The organism is Pseudoduganella aquatica (assembly GCF_009857595.1).
Taxonomy (GTDB): domain Bacteria; phylum Pseudomonadota; class Gammaproteobacteria; order Burkholderiales; family Burkholderiaceae_D; genus Rugamonas; species Rugamonas aquatica_A.
This window is the reverse complement of record NZ_WWCU01000009.1, coordinates 26,721-42,839: the sequence shown is the minus strand read 5'-3', so window position 1 is coordinate 42,839 and position 16,119 is coordinate 26,721. Positions and strand designations below refer to the sequence as shown.

Sequence of the window (16,119 nt, the reverse complement as noted above, 5' to 3'; positions counted from 1 at the left end):
ATTTCCCTCAGAGCGCGGTGAGCTTGCAGACGTGTGCAGGAACAGGCTGGTTGTTGACGGTGCTCGTCAGCGTCACCGCCTGCTGCTGGGTGATGGCGAAGTCGGTCTTGATAATTTTTGTATAGGGGGCATACGGGTCGAACTGCTGCCCGGCGCCCTGCACCGACGCCGCCGTAGGGCCGGTTACGATCAGGCGCGGGGTGGGAGAGTGGCTATATTCATCGTCGATGATGAGGGCGAACAGCGACATGGGATACCTTTCTTGATTTTGTTATCAATAAGATATCCAATACTGCTGCAAAAAAGGCTGCATGTAAATTGCTGCGATTATGATTGTCAAAAAAACCACAGCCCAAGGCCGGCGCGGCGGCTATCGTTCCTGCGGAACCGGCTTGGGCGTAATGCGGATGGCCTGGTTCAGCTTTTCCATCGTGGCGGCGGGGATGTCTTTGCTGCACACGATATGGCGCTTGAGGCCGGGCGGCACGTCCGGCACCTCATACTGCACCACGTTGTCCAGGCTGCGGTGGCGGATGCGCGTGTAGTTCCAGTCGGTGCGGTCGGACAGCATGTAGGACACGCGGTCCGCCGCCACCATCTGCATCATGCCCACGCTGTTCACGCTGCTGAGCATCTTGCGGTTGGCGCTGTCCTTGATGCGCGCGTCCAGCTCCGCGCCGTAGGACGAACCGTCCAGCAGGCCCAGCGTCAGCGTGGGGTCGGCCAGCATGGACGCCAGCGTGGCGTGCGCTTGCACTTGCGCCACGGACTTGGGCGCGATCAGCACCATCTGGCTTGGGTCGGTGTAGATCGGCAGCGAGTATTGCGCGATGGCGGTGCGTTCCGCCAGGTGGTACCAGCCAATGGAGCAGTAGTTGCGCGTGCCGGTGCGGAAGCGTGACCAGATGCGTTTTTGCGGTTCGCGCACAAAAGACGCGTCGATGCCCGCTGCGGCAAACACGGTTTTGCCATAAGCCAGCATGAAGCCTTTGTCCATGCCGTCTTCAATGTAGTAATAGGGCGGCTTCTCCGACCAGGCGACCGTAATGGGCGGCGCGGCGAAGGCCAGCGTTGCAGCCAGCTGCAAGGGCGTGGCCAGTAGTAAAGCAAATTTCATCGGGACTGCGATTTCACATTGATGAAAAGATTATACGCGCTGGCTTGGTTCTAACATGTAACAAAAAGTAGGCAACGGGTGGCATCAGCCGATAAAGGCCCCATCCAGCTGGTGGCGCGTGATGGCGCCATCGGCGCCGATGGCGATCCAGCCGCCGCGCGGCGGCGTGGCCGCAGGCTCCCAGTCGGGCAGCACGTAGCGGCGCTTGCCGTCCACATCGTGCAGGGCAGGGCGGTGCGTATGGCCGTGGATCATGACGGTGGCGCCGGTCTGGTCGAAGATGTCCGCAATCGCCTGCGGCGTCACGTCCATGATCTCGTAGGACTTCTCGCCGTGGGCCTTGCGGCTGTTGTCGCGCAGGCCGGCGATGATGGCCTTGCGCTGCGCCAGCGGCATGGCCAGGAATTGCTGCTGCCACGCGGGCTGGCGCACCTGGGCGCGGAATTCCATGTATTTCACGTCGTCCGTGCACTGGGCATCGCCGTGCAGCAGCACCACGCGCAGGCCGGCAATGTCGGCCACCCAGGTCTCGGGCAGGATGGTGGCGCCGGAAGCGGCGGCAAAGCCGTCGCCCGCCAGGAAGTCGCGGTTGCCCGCTATCCAGTAGACGGCCACACCCGCATCGCTGACACGGCGGATGGCTGCGGTAATTTCTCGATGGAAAGGTTCGGCGAGGTCGTCGTCGCCGGCCCAGTACTCGAACAGGTCGCCGAGCAGGTAAAGGGCGTCGGCAGCCGGCGCCTGCTGTTCCATGAAGGCATGGAAGGCCGCCGTGATGGCGGGCTGGGCCGGCTGCAGATGCAGGTCGGAGATGAAAAGGGCGCGAATGCGCTTGGTGTCGTCGGCCTGCATCGGGTGGTGCTTAATTAAACAGCTTCGACTTTCTCGATGATGATGTCTTCCACTGGCACGTCGGCGAACATGCCGCTGCGGGTGGTTTTCACTTTTTTCATCGCGTCGACGACTTCGGTGCCTTCGGTCACTTTACCGAACACGGCGTAGCCCCAGCCGTCCTGGCCTGGGTAGTCCAGGAAGGAGTTGTTCTTCACGTTGATGAAGAACTGGGCCGATGCCGAGTGCGGCGCCGAGGTGCGGGCCATGGCCAGGGTGTAGGGCTCGTTTTTCAGGCCGTTCTTGGCTTCGTTTTCCACGGTGGTGTCGGCCGGCTTCTGCTTCATGCCTGGCTCGAAACCGCCGCCCTGGATCATGAAACCGTCGATCACGCGGTGGAAGATGGTGTTGCTGTAGTGGCCGGCGTTCATGTAGGCCAGGAAGTTCTCAACCGTTTTCGGCGCTTTTTCAGCATCCAGCTCAGCGGTGATCTTGCCCAGGTTGGTGGTGATGACGATTTTGGTCATGATTTTCCTTGAGGTAGTTATGTGTGTTCTGTACAGGGCCGGGACTATACATCAGGCGCGGCCAAAGCGCTATTTTACTGCGTCGCGGCGACCGGCGTTTTCAGTACCGTGGCGGACGTGATCACGATGGGTTTGACCGGGATATTCTGGAAGATGCCCTTGTCGTCCACCAGCACGCCCTTGATCTTGTCCACCACCTCCTGGCCCTTCACCACCTTGCCGAACACGGTGTAGCCGAAGCCGTCCTGGCCGGGGTAGTCCAGGCCGGTATTGTCGACCACGTTGATGAAGAACTGGGCGGTGGCGGAGTTCGGGTTGCCGGTGCGGGCCATGGCCACGCTATAGGTTTCATTCTTCAGGCCGTTCTGCGATTCGCTCACCACGGGCGGGCGGGTCGGCTTGCCCTTCAGGTCCACGGTGTAGCCGCCGGCCTGTATCATGAAGCCATCGATCACGCGGTGGAAGATGGTGCCCTTGTAATGGCCGCTTTTCACGTAGGACAGGAAGTTGGCCACGGACTTGGGCGCTTTTTCCTGGTTCAGCTCCAGCACGATCTCGCCTTCGGTGGTTTTCAGCGAGACCTGGGGCGTCAGGTTGGGGGCTGCGGGCGCGGCGGCCACGGCGCCGGACAGGGCCACGCCGGCGAACAGGCTCATGAATTTTGCCAGCAGGGTCTTGGTGTCTTGCATAGGGTCGGTCCTTTTTTTGTGGATGTTCTGTTAAAACCAGTCCAAGATCGGGGCAGTCCGGTTTTTATCAATGCTATACTAAGCGTTGACGTTTCATTCTAGCAAACTAGAACAACAAGATACCGAGGGTCGGTCAGTCTCCACGGAAATGCTTGAGAGCCCGGTGCGGCACCAGAAGTGCCCGCGCCCGGTTCTCGTATTGTCCGGCTGGCTTGCACTTAACAAAAACGCAAGAGTCCGATGAGCAATTTAAAGATTTACAACACGCTGGCACGCGACAAGCAAACATTCGTACCGATGGAAGCGGGCAAGGTCCGCATGTATGTTTGCGGCATGACGATCTACGACTACTGCCACATCGGCCACGGCCGCATGATGATGGCGTTCGACGTGGTCTACCGCTGGCTGAAGGCATCCGGCTACGAAGTCACCTACGCCCGCAACATCACGGACATCGACGACAAGATCATCAAGCGCGCGGTTGAAAACGGCGAGACCATAGGCCAGCTCACCTCGCGCTTCACCAAGTACATGGACGAGGACACCGCCGCGCTGGGCATCCAGCCGCCGACGCTGGTGCCGCGCGCCACCGAATACGTGCCGCAGATGCTGGCGCTGATCGAAAAGCTGGAGGCGAAAGACCTGGCCTATCAGGGCGAGGACGGCGACGTGAACTACGCCGTGCGCAATTTCGAAGGCTACGGCAAGCTGTCGGGCAAGTCGCTGGACGACTTGCGCGCCGGCGAGCGCGTGGACGTCAACACCGGCAAGCGCGATCCGCTGGACTTCGTGCTGTGGAAAGCCTCCAAGGAATCCGAGCCGGAAGAAGTGAAGTGGGACTCCAAGTGGGGCAAGGGCCGTCCGGGCTGGCATATCGAGTGCTCGGCCATGTGCTCGGCGCTGCTGGGCGAGCAGTTCGACATCCACGGCGGCGGCGCGGACCTGCAGTTCCCGCACCACGAGAACGAGATCGCGCAGTCGGAAGGCGCGCACGGCCACGCGCTGGCCAACTACTGGATCCACAACGGCTTTGTGCGCGTGGACAACGAGAAGATGTCCAAATCGCTGGGCAACTTCTTCACCATCCGCGACGTGCTGAAAAAGTACGACGCCGAAGTGGTGCGCTTCTTCATCCTGCGCGCCCACTACCGCAGCCCGCTGAACTACTCGGACGCCCACCTGGACGACGCCAAGGGCGCGCTGACGCGCTTGTACACGGCGCTGGACGGCGTGCAAGCCGATGCGGGCGACGGCCAGCCCCTGGACTGGACCGAAGCCAACGCCAAGCGCTTCGCCGAAGCCATGGACGACGACTTCAACACGCCCATGGCCGTGTCGGTGCTGTTCGACCTGGCCACGGAACTGAATAAATCCAAATCGCCCGCCGTGGCGCGCCAGCTGAAAGCACTGGCCGCCGTACTGGGCCTGCTGGAACGCGCGCCGCAGGCCTTCCTGCAGGCGGGCGTGGGCATAGACATGACCAGCGGCGGCGACACCGCCGCCATCGAGCAGCGCATCGCCGCGCGCGCCGCCGCCAAGAAGGCGCGCGACTTCGCGCTGTCGGACCAGATCCGCGCCGAGCTGCTGGCCGAAGGCATCGTCCTCGAAGACAAGCCTGACGGCAGCACCAACTGGCGCCGCGCATAATGGTGAAGGCCACGGACATGATGGGGGCGCAGTCCCCAGCGGTAGCAGTGCCGCCGTACTGGGAAGAAGCCAAGCAGGAGCTCATGAAGCGCGACCGCATCATGAAAAAGCTCATCCCGCAGTTTGGCGACCTGCACCTGGTCGGCCACGACGACCCGTTCACGACCCTGGCCCGCTCCATCGTCAAGCAGCAGGTCACGCCCAAGGCCGCCGCTGCCGCCTGGCAGAAGCTGCTGGCGGCCTGCCCGAAATTCACCCCGGCCGCCGTGCTCAAGGCCGGCGCCGAGGAGCTGTCCGCCTGCGGCCTGTCCAAGCGCAAGACCGAATACATCCTGGACCTGGCCGACAACTTCAAGACCAAGAAGGTCCACGCCAGCCAGTGGGACCAGATGGATGACGAAGCCGTCATCGCCGAACTGGTGCAGATACGCGGCATCACCCGCTGGACAGCGGAGATGTTTTTGATATTTAATCTGCTCCGTCCCAATGTTTTGCCGCTGGACGACCCCGGTCTGATCCAGGGCATCAGCCAGAACTACTTCTCCGGCGAGCCGGTTTCCCGCAGCGATGCGCGCGAAGTCTCGGCCAACTGGGAACCCTATCGGACCGTCGCCACCTGGTATTTATGGCGTAGTCTGGACCCGGTTCCGGTAGAATAGCGGAAAATTCGCCCTGCGCGAGGCTGGCCCACGGGCCGCCCGCCGTCCGGGTTACAACACGGAGGTACAATGACCAAGACAACTTTCCTCAATTTTGAGCAACCGATTGCGGAACTCGATTCCAAAATTGAAGAACTGCGTTTCGTGCAAGACGATTCGGCAGTCGACATCTCCGAGGAGATCGACCGCCTGGCCAAGAAGAGCCAGCAGCTGACCAAAGACATCTACGCCAAGCTGACCCCCTGGCAAGTGGCGCAGATCGCGCGCCACCCGCAGCGTCCATACACCATGGACTATGTGAACGAAATCTTCACCGACTTCCATGAACTGCACGGCGACCGCACCTATGCGGACGACCAGTCCATCGTCGGCGGCCTGGCGCGCTTCAACGGCCAGGCTTGCATGGTGATCGGCCACCAGAAGGGCCGCGACACCAAAGAACGCGCCATGCGCAACTTCGGCATGCCCAAGCCGGAAGGCTACCGCAAGGCCATGCGCCTGATGAAGCTGGCCGAGAAGTTCAACCTGCCCATCTTCACCTTCGTCGACACCCCGGGCGCGTTCCCCGGCATCGACGCCGAAGAGCGCGGCCAGTCCGAAGCCATCGGCCACAACCTGTACGTGATGGCGGAACTGAAAGTGCCGCTGATCGCCACCATCATCGGCGAAGGCGGCTCCGGCGGCGCGCTGGCGATCGCCGTGGGCGACCAGGTGCTGATGCTGCAATACGCCACCTACTCGGTGATCTCGCCGGAAGGCTGCGCCTCCATCCTGTGGAAGACCAGCGAACGCGCGGCCGACGCCGCCGAAGCCCTGGGCCTGACCGCGCACCGCCTGAAAGCCATCGGCCTGATCGACAAGATCGTCTCCGAGCCGCTGGGCGGCGCCCACCGCGACCCGAAAGCCATGGCCACCATGCTCAAGCGCGCCCTGGCCGACTCGCTGCGCCAGTTCCACGGCGTCAAAACCAAGGACCTGATCGCCGCCCGCCACGAGAAGCTGATGGGCTACGGCAAGTTCAAGGAAACCACGCCGCAAGAATAAACCAGTGCAAAATGCCGGGGTCGGAGCCAACGGGTCTGACCCCGGTTTTTCGCCTGTGGTTCAAAAAAGGGGACAGCCGCGCCAGCGCCTGTCCCCGTTTGTCATCCGGAGTCCCCATGAAAAAGCAGCAAACCGCCACCCTCGCCAGCATCTACACCGAGGCGCTGGCCTCCGCCCGGCACGGCGGCCGCATCGCCATCGCCCTGAGCGGCGGCCTTGATTCCTCGGCGCTGCTGCACCTGGCCCACGCGCACGCGGCGGCGCAGGGCATTGCGCTGTACGCCTTCCACGTCCATCACGGCATCAGCCCCAACGCGGACGCCTGGCTGGCGCACTGCGAGCAGCAATGCGCCGCCCTGGGCGTGAGCTTTGAAGCGCGCCGCATCACGCTGGAAAACGTGCGCAAGAGCGGCACCGAAGCGGCCGCGCGCAAGGCCCGCTACGCCGCCCTGGGCGCCATGTGCGCGGAACACGGCGTGAACCTGCTGCTCACCGCCCACCACCAGGACGACCAGGCCGAAACCGTGCTGCTGCAGCTGCTGCGCGGCTCCGGCACCGCCGGCCTGTCCGGCATGGACGCGGCCAACACCGCGCCCGAGCTGCTGGCCAATCCGGACCTGGTCATGATGCGCCCCTTGCTGCCGGCCTCGCGCAAGCAGTTGGAAGCCTACGCCGCCGCACACGGCATCAGCCACATCGAAGACGAGTCGAACGACGACCCGCGCTACGCCCGCAACGCGCTGCGCCACACCGTCATGCCCGCGCTGGCGCAGTACTTCCCCGGCTTCCAGGAGCGCTTCGCGCGCAGCGCGCAGCACGCGCAGTCCGCCCAGCGCCTGCTGAACGAGCTGGCCGAGCAGGACCTGGCCGCCGCCTTGGACGGCGACTGCCTGCAGGTGGCCAAGCTGCGCGAAATGAGCACAGACCGCGCCTGCAACCTGCTGCGCCACTGGTTCGCGCTGCGCGGCCTGAGCATGCCGTCCACCGCCTGGCTGTCCGAAATGCTGGTGCAGCTGCTGGAAGCGCGGCACGACACGCAAATGCTGGTGGTGCACCCCGAAGTGGACGTGCGCCGCCACCGCGACCGCCTGCACCTGATCCCCAAGCTGCCCGAGATCGCCGGCACCCGCGAAGACCAGTTCGACGACACCCCCGGCCAGGACTTCCGCTGGAACGGCGAAGCCTCGCTGGACTTCCCGGACTACGGCGGCGTGCTGCACATCGAGCGGGCCGAAGCGGGCCTGGACGGCGCCTGGCTGCGTGGCCAGTACCTCACCATCGAGTTCCGCCGCGGCGGCGAGCGCCTGAAACCCGCCGGCAACCGCCCCACGCGCGCCCTGAAATACCACTACCAGACGCTGGGCATCCCGGCCTGGGAGCGCGGCCGCCTGCCGGTGGTGAAAACGCCCGCACAATTGCTGTTCGCCGCCGGTATCGGCATGGACTGCCAGCAAATAGGGCAGGGGGCAGGCGAAAGGGTGGTATTCCGCTGGGAAGCCAAATAAAAGTCGGTACTGCGGCGATTTAGTATGTCCATATGCCAATACTGTATGACGTCATAACTTTTTTGGCTTGTCGTTTCGCACTGCAACATGTAGAGTAACAAGCCCTCCCTTTTTTCAATCTTCGAGCGGAAACATCACTGTTATGGCTTTAATCGTTCACAAATATGGCGGAACGTCGATGGGATCGACCGACCGCATCAAGAACGTCGCGCGCCGCGTCGCCAAATGGCACGACGCAGGACACCAGATCGTTGTAGTGCCGTCGGCCATGTCCGGCGAGACCAACCGTCTGATTGCGATGGCAAAGGAAATTCAAAACCCGCCCGACCCGCGTGAACTGGACATGATTGCCTCCACCGGCGAGCAGGTCTCCGTGGGCTTGCTGTCGATGGCGCTGCAAGCGATCGGCAAGGACGCGGTGTCCTACGCCGGCTGGCAAGTGGCGATTAAAACCGACTCCGCCTTCACCAAGGCCCGCATCCAGTCCATCGACGACGTGCGCGTGCGCAAAGACCTCGACGGCGGCAAGATCGTCATCATCACCGGCTTCCAGGGCGTGGATGACAACGACAACATCGCCACGCTGGGCCGTGGCGGCTCGGACACCTCCGCCGTGGCGATCGCCGCCGCGCTGAAGGCAGCCGAATGCCTGATCTACACCGACGTGGACGGCGTCTACACCACCGACCCGCGCGTGGTCTCGGAAGCGCGCCGCCTGAAGGCGATCACGTTCGAAGAAATGCTGGAACTGGCCTCGCTGGGCTCGAAAGTGCTGCAGACGCGCTCCGTGGAATTCGCGGGCAACTACCGCGTGCCGACGCGCGTGCTGTCGTCGCTGACCGATCCGCTGATGGATCTCGAGACCGAAGCCAACTCCGGCACCCTGATTTCGTTTGAGGAAGACACCAACATGGAACAAGCAGTCATCTCCGGCATCGCCTTCAACCGCGATGAAGCCAAAATCACCGTGCTGGGCGTGCCAGACCGTCCGGGCGTGGCCTACCACATCCTCGGCCCGGTGGCCGACGCCAATATCGAAGTGGACATGATCATCCAGAATCAGTCCGTGGACGGCAAAACCGACTTCACCTTCACCGTTTCGCGCGGCGAATACCAGAAAGCCATCGACGTGCTGGAAGGCCAGAAAGCCGAAATCGGCTACAGCACCCTGGTGGGCGACGCCAAGGTATCGAAGATCTCCGTGGTCGGCGTAGGCATGCGTTCGCACGTCGGCGTAGCCTCGCAGATGTTCCGCACCTTGTCCGAAGAAAACATCAACATCATGATGATTTCGACTTCCGAGATCAAGATTTCGGTGCTGATCGACGAAAAGTACATGGAACTGGCCGTGCGCGCGCTGCACAAAGCGTTCGAACTGGAAAAAGAGTAAAAAAGATGGCCCGTTTCCTTGACCAAACGAGGGGCGGGCCATTAATATAGCGCTCGTCTGATCCGAAGCGGCAACGTAGAGGAGAAGGCAAATAGTTGAGTAATCAGCTAGGAGACGTGGCCGAGTGGCCGAAGGCACATCCCTGCTAAGGATGCATACGGCTTATACCTGTATCGTGGGTTCGAATCCCACCGTCTCCGCCAGAACAAATAAAAACGGGCTCCCCTGCGGGAGCCCGTTTTTATTTGTTCGGACGGAGACGGTGGGATTCGAAGGGTTTGCGCGTGCCGCGCAAACCCTCTCCGAATCGCCCATCTGCTGCCGCTGCGCGGCAGCACCGCGCGCCGAGGGCGCGCGACGCAAGCGTCATCTAACAAGCACGCGCAGCGCCACCCAACGGTCGAGTAATTCCAGTCACACCCCGCATTAAATCCCGGTCCAACAAAGCCAGTCACATCCTACAAAAGCACCCTACGGTGGCCGACGCGAAAATGCCCGCAGCCGCCTACCATGATCACTCCACAAACGTTCCAAACAGGAGACCATCATGGCAAGCTCGAATCAAGGCAGCAACCAAGGCAGCAACCAAGGCAGCAAACAAAGCAGCGATCAAAGCAGCAGCAAGCAGTCCGGCAGCCAGGGAAGCAGCCAGAGCGGCGACACCAGCAACCGTGGCTTCGCCTCCATGGACCCGGACCGCCAGCGTGAAATCGCGGCCGAAGGCGGCCGTGCCGCGCACGCCGCAGGCACTGCGCACGAGTTCACCTCGGAAGAAGCGCGCAAAGCCGGCAGCATGAGCCACAAGAACGACGGCAACCAGCAAAGCGGCAGCCGTAGCGGTTCCCGCAGCGGCAGCGACGAGGACGAGTCCAGCGGCAGCCGCAGCGGCAGCAAGGGCAGCACGCAGGGCAGCAGCCAGGGCAGCACGGGCACGCGCGGCGGCACGCCCGAGCAGCATGCCGAGGCCGGCCGCCAAAGCCACAAGAACGACCGGACCTGAGCCGCTGGCCTAGCCCGCCTGCGCACCGCCAGCCTGGCGCGCAGCCCGGCCTTGCATCCTGGCCCGTAGTGCCGAATTTCACGTGCTGCAGGGGCCACTTCCGCACTTCCCGCGTCCACAGTCCGGACGCGGGCTTTCCCCTCGCTTGCCGAGATTAATTCCGCTTCCCAAACAATCACATTGTTGACGCCTGCCGCGCTGCTGCGCGCATTAGGATGTCGGGCGAACGTCCCGATAATAAAAGTAGGAGTCAACCTTGGTCCAGACGAACAAAGCCCGCCGCCGCGCCACCCAGCCGCGTGTCCCTTATCTCGGCAGGCTCGCCGCCGCCGTTGCCGTCGCCTGCGGTACGCTGGCCGGCCCCGGCATGGCGCAGGAGCTGGGCATACCGCAGGCGTCCGACGCGGCGCTGAAGGCTGCCGAGGCCAAGAGCAAGGCCAGCGCCGGACAGAACCAGCAGGTCTACCTGATGTCCAGCTTTACGGCGGGCTCGCAGAACAGCCTCAGCGTGTTCTCGTCGCCGGACGGCGCCAGCTTCGCCACGCTCGCCTCCGAGACCTACACGGCGCCGCAGCGCCTGCTGCGCGATCCGTCCATCGTCCGCCATACGGACGGCTACTACTACGTCGTCTACACCAGCGGCCAGGATGGCGCGGCCTTCGGCATTACGCGTTCGCGGGATCTGAAAAACTGGGAGCCCATGCGCGAGGCGGGCATTGCGCTGCCGGGCGTGAGCAGCGTCTCTGCGCCGGAGTGGGTGCGCGACAAGGACGGCAGCCTGAAGGTGGCCGTGTCGCTGTCCAAGGATGGCGCCAAGGGCGCGTTCAGCACCTATATCGTGGAGCCGAACGCCGACTTCAGCCAGTGGTCCGCACCCAAGCCACTGCAAGGCCTGCAAGGCTATGCGGACACCTTCGTGGTCGCAAGCGGCGAGGGCTACGCCGCCTTCGCGCGCAACCAGCAAAGCGGCTTTATCGAACTGGCCACCGCAGGCTCCCTCGCGGGGCCGTGGGCGGTGCAGAACAAAGGCGACTGGGCCGGCTGGGGCGCGGGCAAGGAAGCCCCGGCGCTGGTCAAGCTGCCGGGCGGCGGCTGGCGCATCTACTTCGGCGACAGCGCCAGCAAGCGCTCCTGGTACTCGGACAGCCAGGACAATTTCGCCAGCTGGACGCCGAAGAAGGAAGTCGGCGGCGTCTCCACCGTGGCGCGCCACTTCACCGTGCTGGCCGAGGATGCGCAAGCCTATGCCCAGGCCACCAAGCCCAAAGGCCAGCCCAAGCAGATCAGCTGGGACGAGCATTCGCTGATGGTGGACGGCAAGCGCGTGGTGGTATGGTCGGGCGAAGTCCATCCCTTCCGACTGCCCAATCCTTCGCTGTGGCGCGACGTGATCCAGAAGATGAAGGCGTCCGGCTTCAACGGCGTGGCGTTTTACTTCGACTGGGGCTACCACTCGCCGGAGCAGGGCGTGTACGACTTCTCCAGCGTGCGCAACGTCGAGCGCGCGCTGCAGATTGCCGAGGAAGAGGGCATGTACATCATCGCCCGCACCGGTCCTTACGTGAACGCCGAGCTGACCGGCGGCGGCTACCCCGGCTGGATGTTCCGCAACCGCGCCGAGGCGCGCACCGACGATCCGGTCTACACCGCCGCCACCGACGAGTGGATGACGCAGATTAACGCCATCATCGCGCGCCACCAGGCCACCACGGGCGGCGGCAATGTGGTCGCCTACCAGCTGGAAAACGAGCTGGGCAAGGTCGAGCCCAAGCATGTGCGGCACATGGAGCACCTGGCGCAGAAGGCGCGCGCCGACGGCATCACCGTGCCGTTCTTCCACAACGCGGCAGGCCGCCTGCCGGACTGGGCGCCGAAGGGCTCCACTGCGCCGTGGGCCAATTCCGGCCCGACCGAGCTGTATGCCTTCGACGGCTACCCGGGCGGCACCTGCAATGTCTTCGCGGATCCGTCCGGCCCCAACAAGGCGCCCGACTGGGGCATGCACGGCAAGCCCGGTCCCAAGTCCGGCGCGCTGACCTCGCCCAAGACGCCGGGCTTCGCCGCAGAACTGGGCGGCGGCTGGTTCGACTACTGGGGCTCGAACGGCACCTACGATTGCACCGCGCAGCGCCAGGGCAAGGGCTACCAGCGCGTGTTCTACGGCACCAACCTGATCAACCGCATCACCATCCACAACATCTACATGACCTTCGGCGGCACCTCCTGGGGCTGGCTGGCCGGGCCGGTGGTGTACACGTCCTACGACTACGGCGCGGCCATTTCCGAGGACCGCGGCCTGCGCGAGAAAGCCTATGCGCTCAAGCAGCAGGGCATGTTCGTGCAGGCGGCGGAGCAGGCGCTGGCCGAGATGGACAAGGGGCCGGAGCTGAAGACCAGCAACGCCAAGCTCAAGGTCTACCACAACGTCAATCCGAAATCGGGCACGCATGTCCTGTTCGCCGTGCACAGTCCATCGGACGCGCTGACGGACGACAGCGCCAGCTTCGAGCTGGCCACCAAGGACGGCAGCTACCAGATCCCGGTGCGCATCAACGGCCAGGACGGCAAGCTGCTGCTGGCTTCCTACGCCATGGAACGCCAGCACCTGGTGTACTCGAATTCCGAAATCCAGACCCACTTCCGCAATGGCGAGCGCGACATCGTGCTGCTGCATGGCCGCGACAAGGAAGCGGGCGAGACCGTGCTGCGCTACGCGTCCGCACCCAAGGTCGAGGTGCTGTCCGGCCAGGTTGGCTCCGTGTTCGACGCCGCCAAGGGCGACCTCAAACTGTCGTACATGCATGACGGCCTGGCGCGCGTGCGCATCAGCGGCGGCGGGCGCGCACCCATGCTGCTGTTGCTGGCGGACGAGAAAACCAGCTTCAATATGTGGCGCCAGGACACGCCGCATGGCGTGATGCTGGAACTGACCCCGGCGCTGGTGCGCTCGGCCAAGCTGGACGGCGGCAAGCTGGCGCTGGAGGGCGATACCACTAAAGATAGCGCGCTGGAAATCTGGGGCGCGGACGCGTCGGCCGTTACGTTCAACGGCGTGGCGCTGAGCGTGAGCGCGCAGCCGGACGGCAGCATCAAGACCAGCGCCGTGCGCGGTCCGGAGACTGTCTCCTTGCCGAGCCTGGCCGCGCAGAAGTGGACGCGCCGCATGGACAGCCCGGAAGCGCAGCCCGGTTTCGACGACAGCCAGTGGGTGAAGGCCGACAGCCGCGCCTCCGCCGCGCAGACCTGGACCATGCCGGAACGCGGCCAGCCCACGCTGAGCATGAGCGACTACGGCTTCCATCACGGCGACGTGTGGTATCGCGGCCGCGTCAAGGTGGGCGCGACCAAAGCCAACCAACTGGAGCTGTTCTACGGCGCCGGCGGGGCAGGCCTGATCCAGGTCTGGGTCGATGGCAAATTCCTCGGCCAGGACGAGATGGACACGGGCCGCTCCTTTCCCGAAACCACCGACAGCGTGAAGTTCTCTTTCGCGGACCTGAAGCCGGGCGAGCACGTCATTTCCGTCATGGTGCGCAACAACTCGCACAACTGGAACCTGATGGCGGACGACTACCACCGCGAAGCGCGCGGCCTGATCTCGGCCTCGCTGACCTCGCGCGGCGGCAACCGCTTCGCCGTGCCTATCGCGTGGCGCATCCAGGGCAACCAGGGCGGGGAAGCGAATCCCGACACGGTGCGCGGCCCGCTCAACAACGGCGGCCTGTACGGCGAGCGCCAGGGCTGGCATCTGCCGGGCAAGCAGGACGGCTGGCAAGCGGCGCAGCCTACGGACGCGCCGCCGGCGGCCGGCACCTACTGGCTGCGCACCAGCTTCGCGCTGGACCTGCCGAAAGGGCATGACGTGCAGCTGGGCCTGGCCTTTGGCGACGCCGGCAAGCCGCGTTCGGAGCGCAGCAACCGCGCGCTGATCTTCGTCAACGGCTGGAATATGGGGCAGTTTGCCGCCAACGTCGGTCCGCAGCGCACTTTCATCATCCCGCCGGGGATACTGAACCCGAACGGGCAGAACACCGTTGCGCTGGCCGTGACCACGGACGGCAAGGCGGAGAACGCGCTGGAGCCGGTCAAGCTGGTCAACCTGCGCACCGCGCGCGGCGGCGTGCCGCTTGAAATAATGCCCGGCGCGCGGCCTTGACCAAATCGCGGCGGGCCAGTACTATAACGCTCGTCCGAACTGAAGCGGCAACGTGGAAGGGAAGGCAATAGTTGAGTAATCAGCTAGGAGACGTGGCCGAGTGGCCGAAGGCACATCCCTGCTAAGGATGCATACGGCTTATACCTGTATCGTGGGTTCGAATCCCACCGTCTCCGCCAGAACAAATAAAAACGGGCTCCCCTGCGGGAGCCCGTTTTTATTTGTTCGGACGGAGCCGGTGGGATTCGAAGGGCTGGGCCTACCGGCCCAGCCCTCTCCGAATCGCCCATCTGCTGCGCGCTCCGCGCGCAGCCCCGCGCGCCGTGGGCGCGCGACGCACGCATCACACCCGCTCAATCAGGATGGCAATTCCCTGTCCCACTCCAATACACATGGTACACAGCGCATACCTGCCGCCAGTACGATGCAGCTGGTAAGTAGCCGTCGTCACCAGCCTCGCCCCGCTCATCCCCAGCGGGTGGCCCAGCGCAATCGCGCCGCCGTTCGGATTCACGCGCGTATCATCATCGCGCAAGCCCAGCTCGCGCAGCACCGCCAGCCCCTGCGCAGCAAACGCCTCATTCAGCTCGATCAAATCCATCTGCTCCAGCGTCAGTCCGGTCTGTCGCAGCAGCTTGCGCACCGCAGGCACCGGCCCGATGCCCATCACGCGCGGCGCCACGCCGGCGGTGGCCATGCCCACCACGCGGGCCAGCGGCTTCAGGCCGTGCTCCCGCGCCGCTTCCGCGCTCGCCAGCAGCAGCGCGCAGGCGCCGTCATTGATGCCCGACGCATTGCCTGCCGTGACACTGCCATCCGGCCGCACCACGCCTTTCAGCTTCGCCAGCGCTTCCGGCGTGGTGGCGCGCGGGTGCTCGTCCTGGCTGAAGACGATCGGATCGCCTTTCTTTTGCGGCAGCGTCACCGGCACAATCTCGCGCTCGAAAATGCCCTCGGCGATGGCCACCGCCGTCTTGTTCTGGCTCGCCAGCGCAAACGCATCCTGGTCCGCGCGGCTGATGCCGTAGTCCTGCGCCACGTTCTCCGCCGTCTCCGGCATGGTCTCCACGCCGTAGGCTTCCTTCAGCGCCTTGTTGATAAAGCGCCAGCCCATGGTCGTGTCCTGCAGCGACGCGTTGCGGCTGAAGGCCGTATCCGCCTTGCCCATGACGAAGGGCGCGCGCGTCATCGACTCCACGCCGCCGGCGATCATCAGGGACGCAGCGCCGGACTGGATGGCGCGCGCCGCCGTGCCCACGGCGTCCATGCCCGAGCCGCACAGGCGGTTGACGGTGGTGCCGGGCACTTCAACCGGCAGGCCGGCCAGCAGCGAGGACATGCGCGCCACGTTGCGATTGTCCTCGCCGGCCTGGTTGGCGCAGCCGTAGATCACATCGTCCACCAGGTCCCAGGGCAGGTCCGGGTGGCGGCGCATCAGTTCGCGCAGGGGGATGGCGCCCAGGTCGTCGGCGCGCACGTCCTTCAGCGCGCCGCCGTAGCGGCCTATCGGGGTGCGCACCGCGTCGCAGATGTATGCATCGTTCATGCTTGTCT

13 protein-coding genes and 2 tRNA genes are annotated in these 16,119 nt (G+C 64.3%); 9 read left to right on the top strand and 6 right to left on the bottom strand.

Translation table 11 applies throughout. The features are described from left to right. Positions 1 to 7: 7 nt before the first annotated feature. From GTP77_RS10405 to GTP77_RS10385, 5 genes are all read right to left on the bottom strand, one after another. The gene (locus GTP77_RS10405) at positions 8 to 250 is read right to left on the bottom strand and encodes a hypothetical protein (RefSeq protein ID WP_161072096.1); all 243 of its coding nucleotides are present in this window, start codon (positions 248 to 250) and stop codon (positions 8 to 10) included. A gap of 120 nt (positions 251 to 370) precedes the next feature. Then, a complete protein-coding gene (locus GTP77_RS10400; RefSeq protein ID WP_161072095.1) occupies positions 371 to 1,117 on the bottom strand; it encodes a substrate-binding periplasmic protein in 747 nt (248 codons plus the stop codon). 84 nt (positions 1,118 to 1,201) lie between these two features. Continuing rightward, on the bottom strand, positions 1,202 to 1,969 hold the full coding sequence (locus GTP77_RS10395; RefSeq protein WP_161072094.1) for a UDP-2,3-diacylglucosamine diphosphatase: 768 nt from the start codon (positions 1,967 to 1,969) through the stop codon (positions 1,202 to 1,204). A gap of 14 nt (positions 1,970 to 1,983) precedes the next feature. Further along, positions 1,984 to 2,475, bottom strand: a complete 492-nt coding sequence (locus GTP77_RS10390; RefSeq protein WP_161072093.1) for a peptidylprolyl isomerase — start codon at positions 2,473 to 2,475, stop codon at positions 1,984 to 1,986. A 74-nt stretch (positions 2,476 to 2,549) separates the two neighbouring features. Then, on the bottom strand, positions 2,550 to 3,164 hold the full coding sequence (locus tag GTP77_RS10385) for a peptidylprolyl isomerase (RefSeq protein ID WP_187358671.1): 615 nt from the start codon (positions 3,162 to 3,164) through the stop codon (positions 2,550 to 2,552). 240 nt (positions 3,165 to 3,404) lie between these two features. Here GTP77_RS10385 and cysS point away from each other — a divergent pair, with 240 nt between their 5' ends. From cysS to GTP77_RS10340, 9 genes are all read left to right on the top strand, one after another. Then, positions 3,405 to 4,811, top strand: coding sequence for a cysteine--tRNA ligase (gene cysS / locus GTP77_RS10380; protein ID WP_161072092.1), 1,407 nt, complete (start codon positions 3,405 to 3,407; stop codon positions 4,809 to 4,811). After that, a complete protein-coding gene (locus GTP77_RS10375) occupies positions 4,811 to 5,470 on the top strand; it encodes a DNA-3-methyladenine glycosylase family protein (RefSeq protein ID WP_161072091.1) in 660 nt (219 codons plus the stop codon). The genes cysS and GTP77_RS10375 overlap by 1 nt, the downstream gene beginning before the upstream one ends. A gap of 69 nt (positions 5,471 to 5,539) precedes the next feature. Continuing rightward, positions 5,540 to 6,514 carry an acetyl-CoA carboxylase carboxyltransferase subunit alpha gene (locus tag GTP77_RS10370; protein WP_161072090.1) on the top strand — a complete coding sequence of 325 codons (975 nt, stop codon included), beginning with the start codon at positions 5,540 to 5,542 and terminating at the stop codon, positions 6,512 to 6,514. Positions 6,515 to 6,630: 116 nt separating this feature from the next. Further along, positions 6,631 to 8,019, top strand: coding sequence for a tRNA lysidine(34) synthetase TilS (gene tilS, locus GTP77_RS10365; protein WP_161072089.1), 1,389 nt, complete (start codon positions 6,631 to 6,633; stop codon positions 8,017 to 8,019). A gap of 142 nt (positions 8,020 to 8,161) precedes the next feature. Further along, positions 8,162 to 9,409 carry an aspartate kinase gene (locus GTP77_RS10360; RefSeq protein WP_161072088.1) on the top strand — a complete coding sequence of 416 codons (1,248 nt, stop codon included), beginning with the start codon at positions 8,162 to 8,164 and terminating at the stop codon, positions 9,407 to 9,409. 110 nt (positions 9,410 to 9,519) lie between these two features. Further along, a tRNA-Ser gene (locus tag GTP77_RS10355) sits at positions 9,520 to 9,612 on the top strand. Between the two features lie 344 nt (positions 9,613 to 9,956). Then, entirely contained in the window at positions 9,957 to 10,409 is a 453-nt protein-coding gene (locus tag GTP77_RS10350) for a KGG domain-containing protein (protein WP_161072087.1), read from the top strand. A 256-nt stretch (positions 10,410 to 10,665) separates the two neighbouring features. Next, entirely contained in the window at positions 10,666 to 14,565 is a 3,900-nt protein-coding gene (locus GTP77_RS10345; RefSeq protein WP_228896089.1) for a beta-galactosidase, read from the top strand. 86 nt (positions 14,566 to 14,651) lie between these two features. After that, positions 14,652 to 14,744, top strand: a tRNA-Ser gene (locus GTP77_RS10340). Between the two features lie 164 nt (positions 14,745 to 14,908). On the opposite strand, the gene pcaF is transcribed toward GTP77_RS10340, so the two are convergent. Continuing rightward, positions 14,909 to 16,111, bottom strand: a complete 1,203-nt coding sequence (gene pcaF, locus GTP77_RS10335; RefSeq protein ID WP_161072086.1) for a 3-oxoadipyl-CoA thiolase — start codon at positions 16,109 to 16,111, stop codon at positions 14,909 to 14,911. Positions 16,112 to 16,119: the final 8 nt, after the last annotated feature.